14 protein-coding genes and 2 riboswitches are annotated in these 18122 nt (G+C 73.9%); of the genes, 6 read left to right on the plus strand and 8 right to left on the minus strand.

What is annotated here, in order from left to right; genetic code table 11:
- Positions 1-9: 9 nt before the first annotated feature.
- From ACTHAM_RS03130 to ACTHAM_RS03140, 3 genes are all read right to left on the minus strand, one after another.
- Positions 10-1281, minus strand: a complete 1272-nt coding sequence (locus ACTHAM_RS03130) for an O-succinylhomoserine sulfhydrylase (RefSeq protein ID WP_440684310.1) — start codon at positions 1279-1281, stop codon at positions 10-12.
- A complete protein-coding gene (locus ACTHAM_RS03135; RefSeq protein ID WP_440684311.1) occupies positions 1278-1727 on the minus strand; it encodes a rhodanese-like domain-containing protein in 450 nt (149 codons plus the stop codon). The genes ACTHAM_RS03130 and ACTHAM_RS03135 overlap by 4 nt, the downstream gene beginning before the upstream one ends.
- 5 nt (positions 1728-1732) lie before the next feature.
- Positions 1733-1840, minus strand: a riboswitch (SAM riboswitch).
- Positions 1841-1897: 57 nt separating this feature from the next.
- Positions 1898-2950, minus strand: coding sequence for an LLM class flavin-dependent oxidoreductase (locus tag ACTHAM_RS03140; RefSeq protein WP_440684312.1), 1053 nt, complete (start codon positions 2948-2950; stop codon positions 1898-1900).
- A 157-nt stretch (positions 2951-3107) separates the two neighbouring features.
- A riboswitch (SAM riboswitch) is annotated at positions 3108-3223 on the plus strand.
- A gap of 36 nt (positions 3224-3259) precedes the next feature.
- Here ACTHAM_RS03140 and ACTHAM_RS03145 point away from each other — a divergent pair.
- The 3 genes from ACTHAM_RS03145 to ACTHAM_RS03155 all read left to right on the plus strand — a co-directional run bounded on the left by ACTHAM_RS03145 (position 3260) and on the right by ACTHAM_RS03155 (position 6750).
- The gene (locus ACTHAM_RS03145; protein WP_440684313.1) at positions 3260-4702 is read left to right on the plus strand and encodes an aminotransferase class V-fold PLP-dependent enzyme; all 1443 of its coding nucleotides are present in this window, start codon (positions 3260-3262) and stop codon (positions 4700-4702) included.
- Between the two features lie 115 nt (positions 4703-4817).
- Positions 4818-6149 carry an APC family permease gene (locus tag ACTHAM_RS03150; RefSeq protein WP_440684314.1) on the plus strand — a complete coding sequence of 444 codons (1332 nt, stop codon included), beginning with the start codon at positions 4818-4820 and terminating at the stop codon, positions 6147-6149.
- Between the two features lie 13 nt (positions 6150-6162).
- Positions 6163-6750, plus strand: a complete 588-nt coding sequence (locus ACTHAM_RS03155; protein WP_440684315.1) for a GNAT family N-acetyltransferase — start codon at positions 6163-6165, stop codon at positions 6748-6750.
- A 45-nt stretch (positions 6751-6795) separates the two neighbouring features.
- Here the strand turns inward: ACTHAM_RS03155 and ACTHAM_RS03160 are convergent, their stop codons facing one another.
- The 3 genes from ACTHAM_RS03160 to ACTHAM_RS03170 are packed head-to-tail and all read right to left on the minus strand — an operon-like array spanning position 6796 to position 10519.
- On the minus strand, positions 6796-7725 hold the full coding sequence (locus ACTHAM_RS03160) for a MaoC/PaaZ C-terminal domain-containing protein (RefSeq protein ID WP_440684316.1): 930 nt from the start codon (positions 7723-7725) through the stop codon (positions 6796-6798).
- On the minus strand, positions 7722-9080 hold the full coding sequence (locus ACTHAM_RS03165) for a 3-oxoacyl-ACP reductase (protein ID WP_440684317.1): 1359 nt from the start codon (positions 9078-9080) through the stop codon (positions 7722-7724). The genes ACTHAM_RS03160 and ACTHAM_RS03165 overlap by 4 nt, the downstream gene beginning before the upstream one ends.
- Before the next feature lie 50 nt (positions 9081-9130).
- Positions 9131-10519, minus strand: coding sequence for an acetyl-CoA C-acetyltransferase (locus ACTHAM_RS03170; RefSeq protein ID WP_440684318.1), 1389 nt, complete (start codon positions 10517-10519; stop codon positions 9131-9133).
- Positions 10520-10648: 129 nt separating this feature from the next.
- Between ACTHAM_RS03170 and ACTHAM_RS03175 the strand changes: the two genes are divergently transcribed.
- Positions 10649-11428, plus strand: coding sequence for a TetR/AcrR family transcriptional regulator (locus ACTHAM_RS03175; RefSeq protein WP_440684319.1), 780 nt, complete (start codon positions 10649-10651; stop codon positions 11426-11428).
- Between the two features lie 48 nt (positions 11429-11476).
- Complete coding sequence (locus ACTHAM_RS03180; protein WP_440684320.1) at positions 11477-13576, plus strand: acyl-CoA dehydrogenase family protein; 2100 nt, start codon at positions 11477-11479, stop codon at positions 13574-13576.
- Between the two features lie 149 nt (positions 13577-13725).
- Here the strand turns inward: ACTHAM_RS03180 and ACTHAM_RS03185 are convergent, their stop codons facing one another.
- Both ACTHAM_RS03185 and ACTHAM_RS03190 read right to left on the minus strand, forming a co-directional pair.
- The gene (locus tag ACTHAM_RS03185) at positions 13726-14547 is read right to left on the minus strand and encodes a hypothetical protein (RefSeq protein WP_440684321.1); all 822 of its coding nucleotides are present in this window, start codon (positions 14545-14547) and stop codon (positions 13726-13728) included.
- A gap of 161 nt (positions 14548-14708) precedes the next feature.
- Positions 14709-15575 carry a DUF2599 domain-containing protein gene (locus ACTHAM_RS03190; RefSeq protein ID WP_440684322.1) on the minus strand — a complete coding sequence of 289 codons (867 nt, stop codon included), beginning with the start codon at positions 15573-15575 and terminating at the stop codon, positions 14709-14711.
- A 158-nt stretch (positions 15576-15733) separates the two neighbouring features.
- Here ACTHAM_RS03190 and purL point away from each other — a divergent pair, with 158 nt between their 5' ends.
- Positions 15734-18118: a phosphoribosylformylglycinamidine synthase subunit PurL gene (purL, locus tag ACTHAM_RS03195; protein WP_440684323.1), complete on the plus strand. Its 2385-nt coding sequence runs from the start codon at positions 15734-15736 to the stop codon at positions 18116-18118.
- Positions 18119-18122 lie beyond the last annotated feature (4 nt).

Below are 18122 nucleotides of genomic sequence, written 5' to 3' on the forward strand. Positions count from 1 at the left end.
CTAGGAGCGTCAGACCAGCCGGTCGAGGGCCTGCGCCAGGTCGTCCTGCAGGTCGGCCGGGTCCTCGAGGCCGACGGAGAACCGCACGGTCGCCTCGCCGATACCGACCTTCGCGCGCCCGTCGGGGCCGAGCTTGCGGTGCGTGGTCGTGGCCGGGTGCGTGACGATCGACTTGGCGTCGCCGAGGTTGTTCGAGATGTCCACGAGCCGCAGCGCGTCGAGCACGGCGAACGTCGAGGCCTTCGCGACCTCGTCGTCCGCGCCGTCGGGCGTGCGCAGCGTGAACGTGACGACCGTGCCGCCACCGTCCTGCTGGGTCAGCGCCAGTTGGTGCTGCGGGTGTGAGGGCAGGTACGGGTAACGCACCGACTCGACCGCGGGATGCTGCTCCAACCAGCCGGCCAAGGTCAGGGCCGAGGCCGTCTGGTGGCGCACACGCAGCGACATCGTCTCCAGGCCCTTGAGCAACACCCAGGCGTTGAACGGCGACAGCGACGGCCCGGTGTTGCGGATGAGCGTCTGCACCGGCCCGTGCACGAACTCGTCCGTGCCGAGGATCGCACCGCCGAGCACGCGCCCCTGCCCGTCGATGTGCTTGGTGGCGGAGTAGACGACGACGTCCGCGCCGAGCGGCAGCGGCCGGGACAGCACCGGGGTGGCGAACACGTTGTCGACGACGACCGTGGCCCCGGCGGCGTGCGCGAGGCGGGACACGGCAGCGATGTCGACCAGGTCCTGCATGGGGTTGGACGGCGTCTCGAAGAACACGACGTCGGCGGGTGTGGCCAGCGCGGCCTCCCACTGCGCGAGCTCGTGCCCGTCGACGTAGTCGGTGCGGACCCCCCACCCGGCGAGGATCTCGTCGAAGATCACCACGGACGAGCCGAACAAGGCGCGGGCTGCGACGATGCGCGAGCCGGAGCGGACCAGTGCGGCGAGGGCGGTGAACACCGCCGACATACCCGAGGCGGTGGCGTACGCGGCCTCGGCGCCCTCGATGAGGCGCAGACGCTCCTCGAACGTGGACACCGTCGGGTTGCCGTACCGGGAGTACAGGAACCGGTCGACGTCCCCGCCGAACGCGGCCTCGGCCTCGGCGGCCGAGCCGTACACGTAGCCCTGCGTGAGGAACAGGCCCTCGGACATCTCGTGGAACTCGCTGCGCACGAGACCGCCGCGGACGGCCAACGTGTCCGGGCGCAGGGTGCTGCGGTCGACGCGACGCGTGTCCCAGTCGCCCGGGCCGGGTGTCCGGCGGGTCTCCGGGTCGGGCGCTGTCACGGCTGGACCCAGGGCAGCCCTGCGGCGCGCCAGCCCTCGTGGCCGCGGTGACCGTCGTCGCCCGTGGCGCCCTCGAAGCCCTCGAGCACGTTGTACGCCGGGCCGAACCCGGCGGCGGTCGCGGCCTGCGCGGCGCCGACCGATCGCTGCCCGGAGCGGCAGAGGAACACCAGCGCACGCCCGTCGCCCGGGGCGGCGCCGGTCGCGGCGACCTGGGTGAGGAACTGCGGGTTGGGCTGACCCGAGGGGTACGACACCCACTCGACGAGCGCGGCCTGCCGGTCGAGCCTGCGCAGGTCGGGCACCCCGACGTAGCGCCACTCGGCGTCGGTGCGCACGTCGACCAGGATCGCGTCCGGGTCGGCGGCGAGCAGGTCCCACGCCTGCTGCGGGGTGAGGTCTCCGGCGTAGCCGGGCGCGGGTCGGGCGTCAGGGTGCGCGCTCATGCGTTCCTCCATCGGTCCTGGCGGTAGCACCCTCGGCCAGTGCCCGGCGGACCGGGACCTGCGGGTTGCTGCGGCGTCGTCGAGCCAGATCTCTCAGCCGCTCTGGATGGTTGCCGGGGATGCTACGCCTGTGCGCGATGGTGTCAACGCGTCATCTCACGACGGGCGCCTCAGCCCTCTGCGACGGCACCGTCCTCGGTGAGCGCGGCCCGCACGAGCGGGGCGACCTCGGTGCCGTACAGCTCGATCGCCCGCATCGTGAGCTCGTGCGCGAGCGCGCCCTGGGAGATCTTCAGGTCGAACCGGTCCAGTCCGAGGATCCGCACCGAGCGGACGATCTTGGCCGCGACGGTCTGCGGGGACCCGATGAACAGCGCACCTTCCGGCCCGGCGGCGTCCTCGAACGACGCACGGGTGGGCGGCGGCCAGCCGCGCTCGCGGCCGATGCGTCCGACGTACTGCTGGTAGTGCGGCCACACCTGCTCGAGCGCGAGCTCGTCGGTCTCGGCGATGTGCCCGGGGGAGTGCTGCCCGACCAGGCCCGGGCCGGTGCCGAGCTCGGTCTGCGCCCGCTGGTACAGCTCGACGTACGGGCGGAACCGCGCCGGGTCGCCGCCGATGATCGCGAGCATGAGGTGCAGGCCGTGCCGGGCCGTGCGGATGACGGACTCCGGGCTGCCGCCGACGCCGACCCAGGTGCGCAGCGGCGCGTGCTCGAGCGGCGGGTACACCGACTGCTCGGTCAGGGGCGGTCGGGTCTCGCCCGACCACGTCACCGGACCGCCGCGCAGCAGGTGCGCGAACAGGTCGAGCTTCTCCTCGAACAGCTGCTCGTACGCGGTCAGGGGCAGCCCGAACAGGCCGAACGACTCGGTGAACGACCCTCGGCCGACCGTGATCTCGGCGCGGCCCTGCGAGATCGCGTCGAGCGTGGAGTAGCGCTGGAAGACCCGGATGGGGTCGTCGGACGACAGCACGGTGACCGCCGAGCCGAGGCGGATGCGGTCGGTGCGGGCGGCGATCGCGCCGAGCAGCACCTCGGGGCTGGAGATCGCGAAGTCGTCCCGGTGGTGCTCGCCCAGGCCGATGGCGTCCAAGCCGACGCGGTCGGCGAGCACACCCTGCTCGACGACGTTCCGCAGCACCTGCGCCTGGCTGAGGGGGCGCCCGTCGGGGTCGTTGGTGACGTCGCCGAACGTGTCGATGCCGAGCTCGAGGGTCATGGCTGCTCCTGTCTGTGGTGCAACATTCAACCACTGTCCGTGCTGCGGTGTTCCGTCGCGCTGTGCCCGGATCGGCCGGCGGTGCCGGGCCCAGATCGTGAGACCGCATACCGCCACGCGTTGACACGGTCCCGCGGTGGCCCTGATCCTCGACGCAGGTCACGAGTGCCAGCGCGTAGCCCCGGCTTGCTGGCCGGCAACCCTCCTTCCGCGGTGGGGTGCCCCGGGTGACGACCTGGCCGTCCTCCGCCCGGTGGACGGCAAGCGCGGGGCACCCCTGTGGTCCCCGGTCCGTCCCGGAGGCTTGCCATGACCACGCTCACCGACCTGTTCACCTGTGCCGACGAGGCCACGGGCGTCGCTCTGGCTCCCGCACCCGCCGGTGATGTGCGGTTCCCGTTGCTGCCCGTCACAGGCGGCAGCACCACCGTGCCGCTCGTCGACGGCACCAGCCGCGTGTACGCCAACCTCGACTACGCGGCCAGCGCGCCCTCGCTGGAGTCGGTGACGGCCCGGGTGGCCGAGGTGCTGCCGCTGTACGCGTCGGTGCACCGCGGCGCCGGGTACCTCTCGCAGGTGTCGACGGCGCTGTACGAGTCGTCCCGGCAGGCCATCGCCGCGTTCGTGGGGGCCCGCGAGGACGACGTCGCCGTCATCACGCGCAACACCACCGACTCGCTGAACCTGCTCGCAGGCGTGGTGCCGACCGGCGGGCGGGTGCTGGTGCTGGACATCGAGCACCACGCGAACCTGCTGCCCTGGGTCTCGCCGGGCGGTGCCGCCGGGTCGGCCACGGGTCGGACCGTGACGATCTTGCCGATCGAGCCGACCGTCGCCGGCACACTGGCCGCGCTGCGCGACGAGCTGGCGCGACTGCCGTACGCGCTGGTCGCCGTCACGGGCGCCTCGAACGTGACAGGGGAGGCCCTGCCCGTCGAGCAGGTCGTCGAGCTGGCGCACGCCGCCGGGGCCCGCGTGGTCGTCGACGGTGCGCAGCTGGTGCCGCACCGCGGGTTCTCGCTGGCGGCGACGGGTGCCGACTACGTGGCGTTCTCCGGGCACAAGACGTACGCGCCGTTCGGTGCGGGGGCGCTCGTCGGTCGCCGCGACTGGCTCGACACGGGGGTGCCGTACCTGGCCGGCGGCGGTGCCGTGCGGGACGTGCGCACTGACCGGACCGTGTGGCAGCCGGCACCCGCCCGCCATGAGGCCGGGTCACCCAACGTGCTCGGCGCGATCGCCCTGGCGCAGGCCTGCGAGACGCTCGCGTCGTTGCCCGCAGGTGCACTCGAGGAGCACGAGCAGGCATTGCGCACCCGGCTCGTCGAGGGCCTGGACGCGATCGACGGCGTCGACGTCGTGCGGATCTGGACGGACTCCACCGACCCGGTCGGCGTCGTGACGTTCACGGTCGCGGGCCACAACCCGGGCCTGGTTGCGGCGTACCTGTCGGCCGAGCACGGCATCGGGGTGCGCGACGGACGGTTCTGCGCGCACCCGCTGCTGGCTCGGCTCGGCGCGTCCGAGGGCGCCATCCGGGCGTCCGTCGGCGTCGGCAGCACCAGCGAGTACGTGGACCGGCTCATCGCCGCGCTGACCTCGTACCTGGCGCACGGCACCCGCGCGGACTACGAGGTCGTGGACGGCTGCTGGACGGTCGTCGACGACACCCGGCCGCTGGTCGAGGTCCGCGGGCTGGACCACCTGGCCGCCACGGCCGCGGCGGTGTGCGGGCCCGCGCTCGACGACTGAGCGCGTCGGCCGCGGCCGACGTCGGCGCGGGTCACGCGTCGGCGAACACCGGATGGTCACCGAGCCGACCTCCGCCGGTCGCCCGCGGCGGCCCCACCGGTGCTTGGATCCAGTGATGAGCGCTGCACCGCCGGACGGCTCGGCCTCCCGGCCGGGCGGCTCAGCCCCACCGCCTGACGCCCCAGCCACGCCGCCGGGGGGTGCCCTCGTCCGGCGCCTCGGCCTAGCCGACGCGATCGTCATCGGTCTGTCCTCGATGCTCGGCGCGGGCGTGTTCGTGGTGTTCGCGCCTGCCGCCCGCGCGGCGGGCACCGGACTGCTGCTCGCGCTCGTCCTCACCGCGGTCGTCGCGTACGCCAACGCCATGTCCACCGCGCAGCTCGCCGCCGCGTACCCGACGTCCGGCGGCGCGTACACGTTCGGCCGCGAGCGGCTCGGACCGGTGTGGGGCTTCGTGGCCGGCTGGGGTTTCGTCACCGGCAAGGTCGCCTCGTGCGCGGTGATGGCCACGACCGTCTCCCTCGTACTGGTGCCGGCAGCGTGGCAGCGCCCGGTCGCCGCAGCGGTCGTCGTGCTGCTCGTCGCGGTGAACCTGCGCGGCGTGACCCGCACGGTCGCGGTCGCCCGGGTGCTGCTCGTCGGGGTGCTCCTGGTGCTGGGCGCGCTGGTCGTCGCCGGGGGGCGGGGGGCGGACGCCGGACGGCTCGAACTCGGCACGTCCACCGACGCCGGCCTCATCGGCATCGCCCAGGCCGCCGCGCTGCTGTTCTTCGCGTTCGCCGGGTACGCCCGCGTCGCCTCGCTCGGTGAGGAGGTCCGCGACCCGCGCCGCACGATCCCGCGCGCCGTGGCCGCCAGCCTGGCCGGGGCCGTCGTCATCTACGCGCTGGTGGCCGTGACCGCGCTCGCCGTCCTGGGTCCCGACGGGCTCGCCGCGTCCGTGGTGCCTTTGGTCGACGTCGCCGAGCAGACCGCACCCGCCCTCGTGCCGTTCGTGCGGGTCGCGGCCGTCGCCGCTTCACTCGGGGCGTTGCTCGCGCTGCTCGCCGGCCTCGGGCGCACCGCCCTGGCGATGGCCCGCGGCGGCGACCTGCCCGCCGCGCTGACGGCGGTCGACGCCCGGCACTCGGTCCCCGCGCGCGCGGAGGTCGCCCTCGGGCTGGTCGTCGTGGCGCTCGTGCTCACCGTCGACCTGACCGGCGTGCTCGGCTTCTCCTCGTTCGGGGTGCTCGTCTACTACGCCGTCGCGAACGCCGCCGCCCTCACCCAGACCGGCACCGACCGCACCACCCCGCGCGCGCTGCAGGTGCTCGGGCTGGTCGGCTGCCTGGGGCTCGTCGCATCCTTGCCGCCGGCCGTGGTCCTGGCCGGTGTGGGCGTCGTGGCCGTCGGGCTGCTCGGTCGCATTGTCGTCGGACGCACACGAAACCGCAGGTCGGACGCCTGACAGGATCGACCGCATGCTGCACGACCTGACGCTCGAGGGGTACGGGACCCGGCTGGTCCCGCTTGACGAGTTGCACGCCGCCGACCTGGCCGCCTTCGTCGACGACCGGATCTGGGCCGGGATGACCACCCCGACCCCGCACGGCGTCGACGCGATGCGCGACTGGATCACGGCCGCCGTGGCCCAGCCCGGACGCCTGAGCTTCGCGGTGCTCGACGTGGAAACCGGCGCGCTGCGCGGCAGCACCTCCTACTACGACCTCGACGAGCACATCGGTCGCGTCGAGATCGGCAACACGTTCTACGCACCCGTGTGGTGGGGCACCACGAACAACCCCGCCTGCAAGTACCTGCTGCTGCGGCACGCGTTCGAGGACCTCGGCCTGGTGCGCGTCGCGTTCCGCGCTGACGTGCTCAACACCCGCTCCGTCGCCGCGATCGAACGGCTCGGGGCTGTGCGCGAGGGAGTGCTGCGCAGCCACCGGCTGCGGCCCGACGGCACCCGCAGCGACTCGGTGTACCTGTCGATCCTGACTGAGGAGTGGCCGGCGGTGCGCGACGGGTTGCTCGCGCGGCTCGAGCAGGGCCTGGGCGCGGCCTGACCAGGCGCGTGGAGACGAGGTCGGGCGCCAGTCAGGCGACCGGCGCTACTCTCGGCGCGGCGTCACGGCCCCCCGCAAGTGCGGCTTCCCGCTCCGGGGGTGCCACCCCACGAACGTGAACCCGTCGCCCTCGCGGGCGACCCGTACGGCGATGGTGCCGGGCAGCAGCACGGGCTTGTCGAAGGTGACGGTCCACACGAACGCGTCCCCGCGGGCGGCGCCGATGTCGGCGAGGGCGCGGGCGGCGGTGTACATGCCGTGCGCGATCCGGCGCGGGAACCCGAGGGCCTTGGCGCCGAGCGTCGAGGTGTGGATCGGGTTCACGTCCCCGGACACGGCGGCGTACCGCAGGCCGGTGTCGCCGTCGAGCCGCCACTGCCCGGTCGGCACGGGTGGCTCGAACGGCTCGCGGGGCGGCTCGTCGGGGGCGCGCCCGGCGAGGCGGACGCCCTTGGCCAGGTAGGTCGACACGCCCCGCCAGACGACGGCGCCGTCGGCGTGCGCCTCGGTGACCAGGTCGACCTGCGTGCCCGCCCGGTGCGGCCGGAGGCCTTCGGCGTGGGCGTGCAGGTCGAACGTCTCGCCGAGCAGCAGCGGGCGGTGCTGCTCGATGCGGTTGCTCAGGTGCACCACGCCGAGCAGCGGCAGCGGGAAGTCGGTGCGGGCCATGAGGGCGATGGCGACGGGGAACGCGAGCACGTGCACGAACCCGGCGGGCAGGGCGTCGCTGCCCGACTCGCCGAGCAGGTGCTGGTACGCGGTGAGGTGGTCGGCGTCGGCGCGCACCCCGCGGGCGACGTACCGCACGTCCGCCAGCGTGGTGGGCGCGGAGCCGGTCCGTCGGGCGAGGGCCAACCGACCGCCCGTCGCGAGCCCGCGCGCGTAGGTGCCGCCGAGGCCCGGGACGCCGGGCAGCTCGACGACGACCGGTGCGTGACCGGGCGTCCCGACGGGCAGGTCGAGGTCGGCGGTCACTGACCGACCATGTTCTGCCCGCACACCCGCAGCACCCGCCCGACGATCCCGCCGGCCTGCGGTGAGGCGAGGAACGCGACTGTCTCGGCGACGTCCACCGGCTGCCCGCCCTGCTGCAGCGAGTTGAGCCGCCGGGCGACCTGCCGGGTGAGCGCGGGGATCCGGGCGGTCATCTCCGTCTCGATGAACCCGGGGGCGACGGCGTTGGCGGTGCCGCCGAACGGGGCGAGCAGCGGCGCCGTGGCGCGCACCATACCGATGACCCCGCCCTTGGACGTGGCGTAGTTGGTCTGCCCGCGGTTGCCGGCGATGCCGGACGTCGAGGCGAGCGAGACGATCCGCGGGGCGTCGGTGAAGTCGCCCGAGGTCAGCAGCGTCTCGTTGATGCGCAGCTGGGCGGCGATGTTGACGGCCAGCACCGAGCCCCACTGGTCGGGCTTCATGTTGGCCAGCAGCTTGTCGCGGGTGATCCCGGCGTTGTGCACCACGATGTCGAGCCGTCCGTGCCGGGCCAGGGCGTGGTCGAGGATGCGTCGGCCGGCGTCCTCGGCGGTGACGTCGACCTGCAGCGCGGTGCCGCGCACCCGGTTGGCCACGGCGGCCAGCTGCTCCCCGGCGGCGGGGACGTCGACGGCCACGACGGTGGCGCCGTCGCGCGCGAGCACGTCGGCGATCGCCGCGCCGATGCCGCGCGCGGCACCCGTGACGACGGCGACGCGTCCGGCTAGCGGTCGCTCCCAGTCGTCCGGCAGCGACCCCGCCTCGGAGTCGACCGTCAGCAGCTGCCCGTCGACGAACGCCGAGCGCGTCGAGAGGAAGAACCGCAACGCACCGACGGCCGCGGGGGCGGTGACCGGTACGCCGTCGGCGACGACCACGCCGTTGCCGGTCGCCCCGCCGCGCAGCTCCTTGGCCAACGACCGCAGGAACCCGTCGACGCCCTGCCGGGCGGCGGACATCGCGGGGGCGTCGTCGTCACCGGCGGGCCGGGAGATCGTCACGACACGCGCGCCGCTGCGCAGGCCGCGCAGCACGGAGGCGGCCTCGAGCACGGGGGCGGTGAGGTCGTCGGGGTGCACGACCTCGCTGAGCACCAGCACCACGGCCGCCCAGCGGGTGTCGGGCGTGGCGTGGCGGTGCACGTCGAGGTCCCAGCCGAAGTCGGCCGCCGGTGCGGACAGCAGACCGGCGATCGCGTCGGTGTCCTTGCCGGTGCCGAGCACCAGCACTGGGCCGTCGACCAGTGGGCTCCCTGCGGAGTACCGGCGCAGGGGTGCGGGTCGGGGCAGCCCGAGCTGCTTGGCGATCTTCGCGGTGACGCCGCTGTTCACCAGTCGCAGGTACGTGTCGCTCATCTCGGCTCCGCTCGCGCGTCGGGCTGTGCTCGGGGAAGGTCCGGCGGTGCTCACGCCGCCTCCAGCAGCGCGGTCAAGCCCAGGCCGCCGGCGGCGCAGATGGACACCAGCGCCCGCAGCGGTCGGTCGTCCCCGGCAGCCAGCCGGACCACCCGGCGGCGGTGCAGCTCGGCGGAGACCGTCGCGATGATGCGCCCGCCGGTCGCGGCGAACGGGTGCCCGGCGGCCAGCGACGAGCCGTGCACGTTGAGCCGGTCCTGGTCGACCTTCCCGAACGCGCCGTCCAGGCCGAGGCGCTCGCGGCCGAAGTCGTCGGACTCCCACGCGGCCAGGGCGCACAGCACGGTCGAGGCGAACGCCTCGTGGATCTCGATGAGCTCGAGGTCGTCGAGCGTCAGCCCGTTCCGCGCGAGCAGCCGCGGGACGGCGAACACGGGCGCCATGAGCAGCCCGTCGTCGCCGTGCACGAAGTCGACGGCGGCGGCCTCGGCGTCGAGCACGGCAGCCAGCGGTGTCAGGTCGTGCGCGTCGGCCCATTCCTGCGAGCCGAGCAGCACGGTGGAGGCGCCGTCGGTCAGTGGCGTGGAGTTGCCGGCCGTCATGGTGGCGGGGGCGCCCAGCGTGAGCCCGAACGTGGGCTTGAGGGCGGCCAGCTTCTCCAGGGAGGAGTCGGCGCGCAGGTTCTGGTCGCGGGTCAGGCCGCGGTACGGGGTGACGAGCTCGTCGAAGAACCCGGCGTCCCACGCGGCGGCGAGCTTGAGGTGGCTGGCCAGTGCGAGCTGGTCCTGCGCCTCACGCGTGATGCCCCACTGGGCGGTGGTGATCGCCTGGTGCTCACCCATCGACAGCCCGGTGCGCGGTTCGGAGGTGCGCGGGGTGGACGGGGCGAGGTCCTTGGGGCGGATCTTCGCGGCGGCGGCGAGCTTCTGCCCGGCGGTCTTGGCGCGGGACAGGTCGAGCAGCGCGCGGCGCAGGCGGTCGCTGACGGCGATGGGGGCGTCGGAGGTGGTGTCCACGCCGCCGGCGATCGCCGAGTCGAGCTGTCCGAGGCGGATCTTGTTGCTCAACGACACGACGGTCTCGAGCCCGGTCGCGCAGGCCTGCTGCACGTCGTAGGCGGGGGTCGCGGCGGACAGCGCCGAGCCGAGCACGGCCTCGCGGGTGAGGTTGAAGTCGCGGCTGTGCTTGAGCACGGCACCCGCGGCGACCTCGCCGATCAGCTCGCCCTGCAGGCCGTACCGGGCGACGAGGCCGTCGAGCGCGGCGGTGAGCATGTCCTGGTTGGAGGCGTGCGCGTAGGGGCCGCCGGCGCGGGCGAACGGGATGCGGTTGCCGCCGAGCACGTACGCGTGGCGTGTGGTCCCGGACGGTGCCGGGGTCGTGCCCTGGGTCGTGCTCCGGTTCGTGCCGGAGGCGGGGCCCTCGGTCGAGCTGGCCATGGTGCGTTCCTCTCACGTCGTCGTGATGTCGCGCGCCGGGCGATCGTGCGGCCTGTCACCCGCTGGTGTCGAGGGCCGAAAGTCCCGGCTTGGTGTCCGAAACCCACAGTACCTGATACCTTCGGTTCCGTGAGCCACATCACACCGGGCTCGTCGATGATGACGAGCCGGACGCCGACGGGCACCCCCACGCCCGCGCACCCCGAGCTGCCCGACGGCCGCTCGACCCGCTGGGTCGACCACCGCGAGGCCCGCCGCGCCGAGCTCGTCCGCATCGCCCGCAAGACCGTCCACCACCGCGGCCCCGACGTCTCCATGGAGGAGATCGCCGCCGCCGCCGGCACCTCCAAGTCGATCGTCTACCGGTACTTCGCCGACAAGACCGGGCTGCAGATCGCCGTCGCCGAAGCCGTCGTGCTGCAGATCCAGGGCGCCCTCGAAGGCGTGCTCCGCGTCGCACCCACGCCGCGCGACGGGCTGCGGGCCATGGTCGCCGTGTACCTGGAGATGATCGAGTCGTCCCCCCACGTGTACGCGTTCGTCACCCGCGACGGGTCCGTGGAGTCCGGCGGACCGCTCGGGCACTTCCTCGACTCGGTCACCGCACTCGTGGCCGCGCCGTTCGCCCGCGCCATGGCCGAGGAGCACGGCGCCTCCGACGACGGCACCCCCGACGAGCGCCTCGCCCTGCAGCTCGCCGAGCCGTGGGCCGCCGGGGCCGTCGGGTTCGTGCGCGGCTCGGGCGAGTGGTGGATGGCGCACCGTGACGAGCCCGGCGTGCCCGACCGCCAGACCTTGACCGCGCAGGTCGCCGCCTGGCTGTGGGCCGGCCCGGTCGGCCTGCTCGCCCGCGGCCGCACGCCCGCCGCCGACCCGACCCCGGCACCCCTTGCACTGCCCGACCCGTAGCAGCACCGCACACCCCCACCCCACGGTCACGCTCAACGAGGAGATCCGATGACCACCACCACACCCCGCCCCGACCGCACCACCAGGTCGCACGGCACCGCCGTCGAGCCCGGCGACCCCCGCCTCGACGCCGCCGCCCGCGTCGACGTCGCCCACCTGCAGGAGGTGCTGCTCGGCCACTACCCCGAGCTGCGTCGCTCCGCCCGGGCGCTCATGGCCGACCCGCAGTTCCACCAGGTCAACGGCCTGTCGATGACCGAGCACCGTGAGCGCGTGCTCACGCAGCTGCGCGCCCTGGCGGCGACCGGCAGCATGAACCGCGCGTTCCCGGCTCGGTTCGGCGGTGAGGACGACCACGGCGGCTCGCTGTCCCGGTTCGAGGAGCTCGTCTCCGCCGACCCGTCCGTGCAGATCAAGTCCGGCGTGCAGTGGGGCCTGTTCGCCTCGGCGATCCTGCACCTGGGCACCGAGCGCAACCACGACGAGTTCCTCGCCGGCGCTCTCTCGCTCGAGGTCCCCGGTGCCTTCGCGATGACCGAGACCGGCCACGGCTCCGACGTCGCCGCGATCGGCACCACCGCCACGTACGACCCCGCCACGCAGGAGTTCGTCATCGACACCCCCTTCCGTGCCGCGTGGAAGGACTACCTCGGCAACGCCGCGCTGCACGGCACCGCCGCCGTCGTGTTCGCCCAGCTCATCACCGCCGCGCCCGGCGAGAGCCCGGTCAACCACGGCGTGCACGCGCTCTACGTGCCGCTCAAGGACGCCGACGGCGCGTTCCTGCCCGGCATCGGCGGCGAGGACGACGGGCTCAAGGGTGGCCTCAACGGCATCGACAACGGCCGCCTGCACTTCACCGGTGTGCGCGTGCCCCGCACGAACCTGCTCAACCGGTACGGCGACGTCGCCGCCGACGGCACGTACACCTCGCCCATCGCCAGCCCCGGCCGCCGGTTCTTCACCATGCTCGGCACGCTGGTGCAGGGACGGGTCTCGCTCGACGGTGCGGCCGTCGGCGCGGCACGCATCGGTCTGACCATCGCCGTCACGTACGCCAACCAGCGCCGCCAGTTCCAGGGCGCCACCGGCGAGGAGACCGTGCTGCTCGACTACGCCGAGCACCAGCGTCGTCTGCTGCCGCTGGTCGCCGAGGCGTACGCCTCCGGGTTCGCGCACGAGGACCTGCTGGCCCTGTTCGACGACGTGTTCTCCGGCCGCAACGACACCGAGGAGACGCGCGAGGACCTCGAGACGATGGCGGCCGCGCTCAAGGCATCCTCGACCTGGCAGGCGCTGCGCACCCTGCAGACCGCCCGCGAGGCGTGCGGCGGGGCAGGGTTCCTGGCCGAGAACCGGCTCACCGGCCTGCGTGCCGACCTCGACGTGTTCGTCACGTTCGAGGGCGACAACACCGTGCTGCTGCAGCTGGTCGGCAAGCGCCTGCTCGCCGACTACGCCAAGGACATGCGGCACCTGGACGCCGTGAAGGTCGCCCGGCTCGTCGCCGAGCGGGCCGCCGACGCCGCCCGGTACCGCACCCCGCTGGTCCGGGCGCTGCAGACCATCACCGACGTGGGTGACCCCCGTCGGTCGGTCGGGCACCTGCGCGACACGGCCACCCAGCGCGAGCTGCTCGCCGACCGTGTCGAGACGATGATCGCCGAGATCGCCGGGGGTCTGCGGCCCGCGCAGAAGGCCTCGCCCACGCAGGCCGCGGCGCTGTTCAACCAGTACCAGCACCAGCTCGTCGAGGCCGCGCAGGCGCACGCCGAGCTCGTGCAGTGGGAGTCGTTCACCGCGGCGCTCACCCGGATCGACGACCCCGGCACGCGGCAGGTCGTCACCTGGCTGCGTGACCTGTTCGGGTTGACCGTCATCGAGCGGCACCTGTCCTGGTACCTGGTCAACGGGCGGCTGTCCGCGGGGCGGGCGCGCACCGTGACCTCGTACATCGACCGTCTGCTGGCCCGGCTGCGCCCCCACGCGCAGGAGCTGGTCGACGCGTTCGGGTACGAGCAGGCGCACCTGCGGGCACCCATCGCCTCAGGTGCCGAGGCCGTCCGTCAGGACGAGGCGCGCGCCTGGTTCAAGGCCCAGCGTGCCTCCGGTGACGCCCCGGTCCCCGAGAAGCACGTGCGCCGCTGAGCCGAGGCGCCCCAGCCCCCCGCCTGTCGGCCGGTCAGCCCGGCAGGCGGGGCACCGGCGTGTGACCATCGCCCGCGGTGGGGAGTCGCACCCGACAGGCCGGTGGGCCCCGTCGGTGAGGCGATGGTCGGTGGCCGGTGCGCGCCGGGTCAGCCCCGGCGCGCGGCCCGTGCGCGGCGGCGCAGCAGCAGGGCCCCCGCGCCGGCCCCCAGCAGCAGCACGGCGAGCGCCGTCACACGGGCTGCACCGTCGGCCCCGGTCGAGGCCAGGTTGCTCCCACCGGGTGCGGCGAGGACCTCCGTGACGACCTCCTGCTGCCCGGTGGGCGCCGCGAGCACCTCCGTGACGGGTGTGGCCGTCGGGGTGGCCGCCACCGCAGACGGGCTGCTGGAGGCGGACGGTGACGCGGTGGGTGCGGTCGTCGCCCCGGGCGAGGGCAGGACCTCGGTCACCGGCGTCGCCGAGGGAGAGGCGGTGGGCGCCTCGCTCGGGTGGCTCGTGGGGCTCGACGACGGAGTCGGGGTGGCGGACGGTGCGGGGACGGCCGGGCTGGTCGGCGGTGTCACGGGCGTCGGCGGCGTGACCGGTCGGGTCGGGGTGCTCGTGCACACCGGCGCCTGGCCGCCCTCGCCGAAGTGCTCGTTGAAGTCGCTGACCTGCACCCAGGTGATGCACGCCCCGGCGGGTACGCCCACGCGCGACCAGCTGACCTGGGCCTCGCCGATGACGTCGGACCCGGGCGACCCGGCGATCCCCGTGTGCAGGTGCGCGGATCCCGTGCCGAGCGCGGTCGTGTAGGTGACGTTCACGTGGTCGTGCTCGCCGAACGTGTCGCCCGCGGGCAGCTCGAGGGCGGTGGTCCCGACCGTGTACGGCGTCGGGTCGTCGGAGCCCCCGGCGCTGGCGCTCGTCGCGCCCGTCAGCACGACGGCTGCGGTGAGGGTGGCGGCGGCGAGAGCACGGCGGCTCATGGGACCTCTTCTCGGCGACGGCGACGCGGGGGACGACCTGTCGCAGCGGCGGCGAGGTCGGGGGCAGCCTAGGCCAAGAAACGGTCAGAACGGCCCAAAACGGACCGAAGATGTGTGCGTTCTCATCGAGTCGTGGTGCAGGTGAGGCGCCGTGGACGCGATCAGCCGGCGTCGGTCTCCGTCGGGTTGCACTTGGTGGCCACCAGCGTCACCAGGTCGACCTCCGGGCGCCACGGCTCGAGGTTCCAGGTGTCCTTGGTGGGGGCGCCGAGCATGTGGCACAGGAGCTGGTCGTGCATCGTGGGGGAGTCCGCCTCGGGTTCCCGCGCGACCAGCTGGGCCCAGGTGAGCTCCTGGGCGGCGAGGCTGCCGGCGCGGGTCCAGGCGGTCGGGGTCACCGACAGCGACCGGCCGCCCTCCTGCTCACCCCACTGCGCGTCGAGCAGGGCCGCGGACGCCAGCCACAGACCGACGGGCTCGTCCAGGTCGGACGGCGCGACGACGTCGATCGCGCCGTCCTTCCGTGCCACGAGTGCTGCGCCGTACGGACCGGTCGGAGCGCCCAGTGCCCCGACGAGCGCGCCGGAGGCGTCGGTGAACGTCGCCGAGCGGTCGGAGAGCACCGTGGCCGTGGTGCCCTGCGGGGGCTGGAGCGTCACCAGGGGGCTGTCCTCCTGGGGCTCGGTGGCCTTGCTGGCCGCAGTGTCCTCGGCGGCGGGGACGACGCGTTCCAGCGTGGCCTGCGCCGAGCCGTCCTCGCCGGGGGTCGTCCCCACGGCCGTCCCTGTGTGCAGCTGCATGGTCAGGGTGAGATCGCCGGAGACGAGGGTGACGTCGGCTGCCGGTGTCGCCGTCGAGGTGCTCGGGGCCGCCACGGTCGGCGAAGGAGGTGCCTCGGTGGCGGTGCAGGCGGCAAGGCTCGACAGCAGTGCGACCGTGAGGAGCGCGACGCGAGGTGCCCCGGCGCGGCGTGCGCGCCGACCCGCGGGCTCACCGATCAGGCCCGGACCTGCTTCGTGCCGCCGCATGTGCTGACGGTAGCCGAGCGGCGGCGACGGGCCGCAGGTCGGTCACCTGCCACGGGTGCCCCGCGGCGCCGGTAACCTGATCCCCGTCTGTCGACGCCAGGTGCGGACGTGCCGCCGACCGCAGGTCGCCGCCGTCCGGGCCACCACCGAGGGAACCGATGACCACCGCAGCCCCGCGCCCCGCCCACACCGCCGACACCGTCGAGCACGCCGCCGCGACGCCCGACCTCGAGCAGCCGTTCGCCGAGCTCGGGCTCAAGCCGGACGAGTACCAGCGCATCCGTGACCTGCTGGGGCGGCGCCCCACGGCCGCCGAGCTGGCCATGTACTCGGTCATGTGGTCCGAGCACTGCTCGTACAAGTCGAGCAAGAACCACCTGCGTCAGTTCGGCGACAAGACCACGCCGGCCATGAAGGAGCACCTGCTCGTCGGCATCGGCGAGAACGCGGGTGTCGTCGACATCGGTGACGGCTGGGCGGTGACCTTCAAGGTCGAGTCGCACAACCACCCGTCGTACGTCGAGCCGTACCAGGGCGCCGCGACCGGCGTCGGCGGCATCGTCCGCGACATCATCTCGATGGGTGCCCGCCCGGTCGCCGTGATGGACCAGCTGCGCTTCGGTGCGGTCGACCACCCCGACACGGCCCGCGTGGTCCACGGCGTGGTCGCCGGTGTCGGCGGTTACGGCAACTCCCTCGGCCTGCCGAACATCGGCGGCGAGCTGGTCTTCGACGCCTCCTACCAGGGCAACCCGCTGGTCAACGCGCTGTGCCTCGGCGTGCTGCGGCACGAGGACATCCACCTGGCCAACGCCTCGGGCACCGGCAACAAGATCGTCCTGTTCGGTGCTCGCACCGGTGGCGACGGCATCGGCGGGGCCTCGATCCTCGCCTCGGAGACCTTCGACGACACCAAGCCGTCCAAGCGCCCGTCGGTGCAGGTCGGCGACCCGTTCATGGAGAAGGTGCTCATCGAGTGCTGCCTGGAGCTGTACGCGGCCCAGGTCGTCGAGGGCATCCAGGACCTGGGCGCCGCCGGCATCTCGTGCGCGACGAGCGAGCTCGCCTCCAACGGTGACGGCGGCATGCACGTCGACCTGGAGAACGTGCTGCTGCGCGACCCCACCCTGACCGCCGGCGAGATCCTCATGTCGGAGTCGCAGGAGCGCATGATGGCGGTCGTCACGCCCGACAAGCTCGAGGCGTTCCTTGCCATCACCGGCAAGTGGGACGTCGAGACGGCGGTGATCGGCGAGGTCACCGGCACGGGCCGCCTGACCATCGACCACCACGGTGAGCGCATCGTGGACGTCGAGCCGCGCTCGGTCGCGCACGACGGCCCGGTGTACGACCGCCCGTACGCGCGCCCGGCGTGGCAGGACGCGCTCAACGCCGACACGATCAGCGGCCCTGAGGGTGCGGCGCGGTTCGCCCGCCCGTCGACCCCCGAGGAGCTGCGCGCCACGGTGCTGCGGCTGCTGGCGAGCCCGAACCTGGCCGACAAGTCGTGGGTCGTCGACCAGTACGACCGGTTCGTGCAGGGCAACACCGCCCTCGCGCAGCCGGACGACTCCGGTGTGGTCCGCGTCGACGAGGAGACCGGCCTGGGCGTCGCCCTCGCCACGGACGCGAACGGCCGCTACAGCAAGCTCGACCCGTACACGGGTGCCCAGCTGGCGCTGGCCGAGGCGTACCGCAACGTGGCGACCACCGGCGCGCGCCCGCTCGCCGTGACCGACTGCCTGAACTTCGGCAGCCCCGAGCACCCCGACTCGATGTGGCAGCTCGTCGAGGCCATCCGTGGCCTGGCCGACGCGTGCCAGGTGCTCGAGGTGCCCGTCACCGGCGGCAACGTCTCGCTCTACAACGGCACCGGTGAGCCCGGCAAGATCGACTCGGCCATCCACCCCACGCCCGTCGTGGGTGTGCTCGGCGTGCTCGACGACGTCGCCGACGCCACCCCGTCCGGCTGGACCACCCCGGGCCAGGCCGTCTACCTGCTCGGCACCACGCGCGGCGAGCTCGACGGCTCCGCGTGGGCCGACGTGGTGCACGACCACCTGGGCGGGACCGCCCCGGTCGTCGACCTGGCAGCCGAGCGCCGCCTGGCCGCCGTGCTGGCGCACGCCTCACGTGACGACCTGGTCGACGCCGCGCACGACCTGTCCGAGGGTGGTCTGGCGCAGGCGCTCGTCGAGTCCTCGCTGCGGTTCGGCGTCGGCGTGCAGGTGGACCTCGAGCCGATCTGCGCGCGCGACGACGTGACCCCGTTCGAGGCGCTGTTCTCGGAGTCGACGGGCCGTGTGCTGGTGGCTGTCCCGCGGTCGGAGGAGGTCCGGTTCGCCGACCTGTGCACCGCTCGCGGCGTGCCGGTGGTGCGCCTGGGCCAGACGGCCGAGTCGTGCAGCCCCGGTGCCGGTGCACCCGTGGCGGACGTCGACCACGTGCACGGCCCCGCGGTCGAGGTGCGTGGCCTGTTCACGCTCGGTCTCGACGAGGCCCGCGCGGCGTGGACCGCCACGCTGCCGCGCTACTTCGGCTGACGGG

The organism is Cellulomonas soli, from assembly GCF_052036975.1.
GTDB lineage: Bacteria > Actinomycetota > Actinomycetes > Actinomycetales > Cellulomonadaceae > Cellulomonas > Cellulomonas soli_A.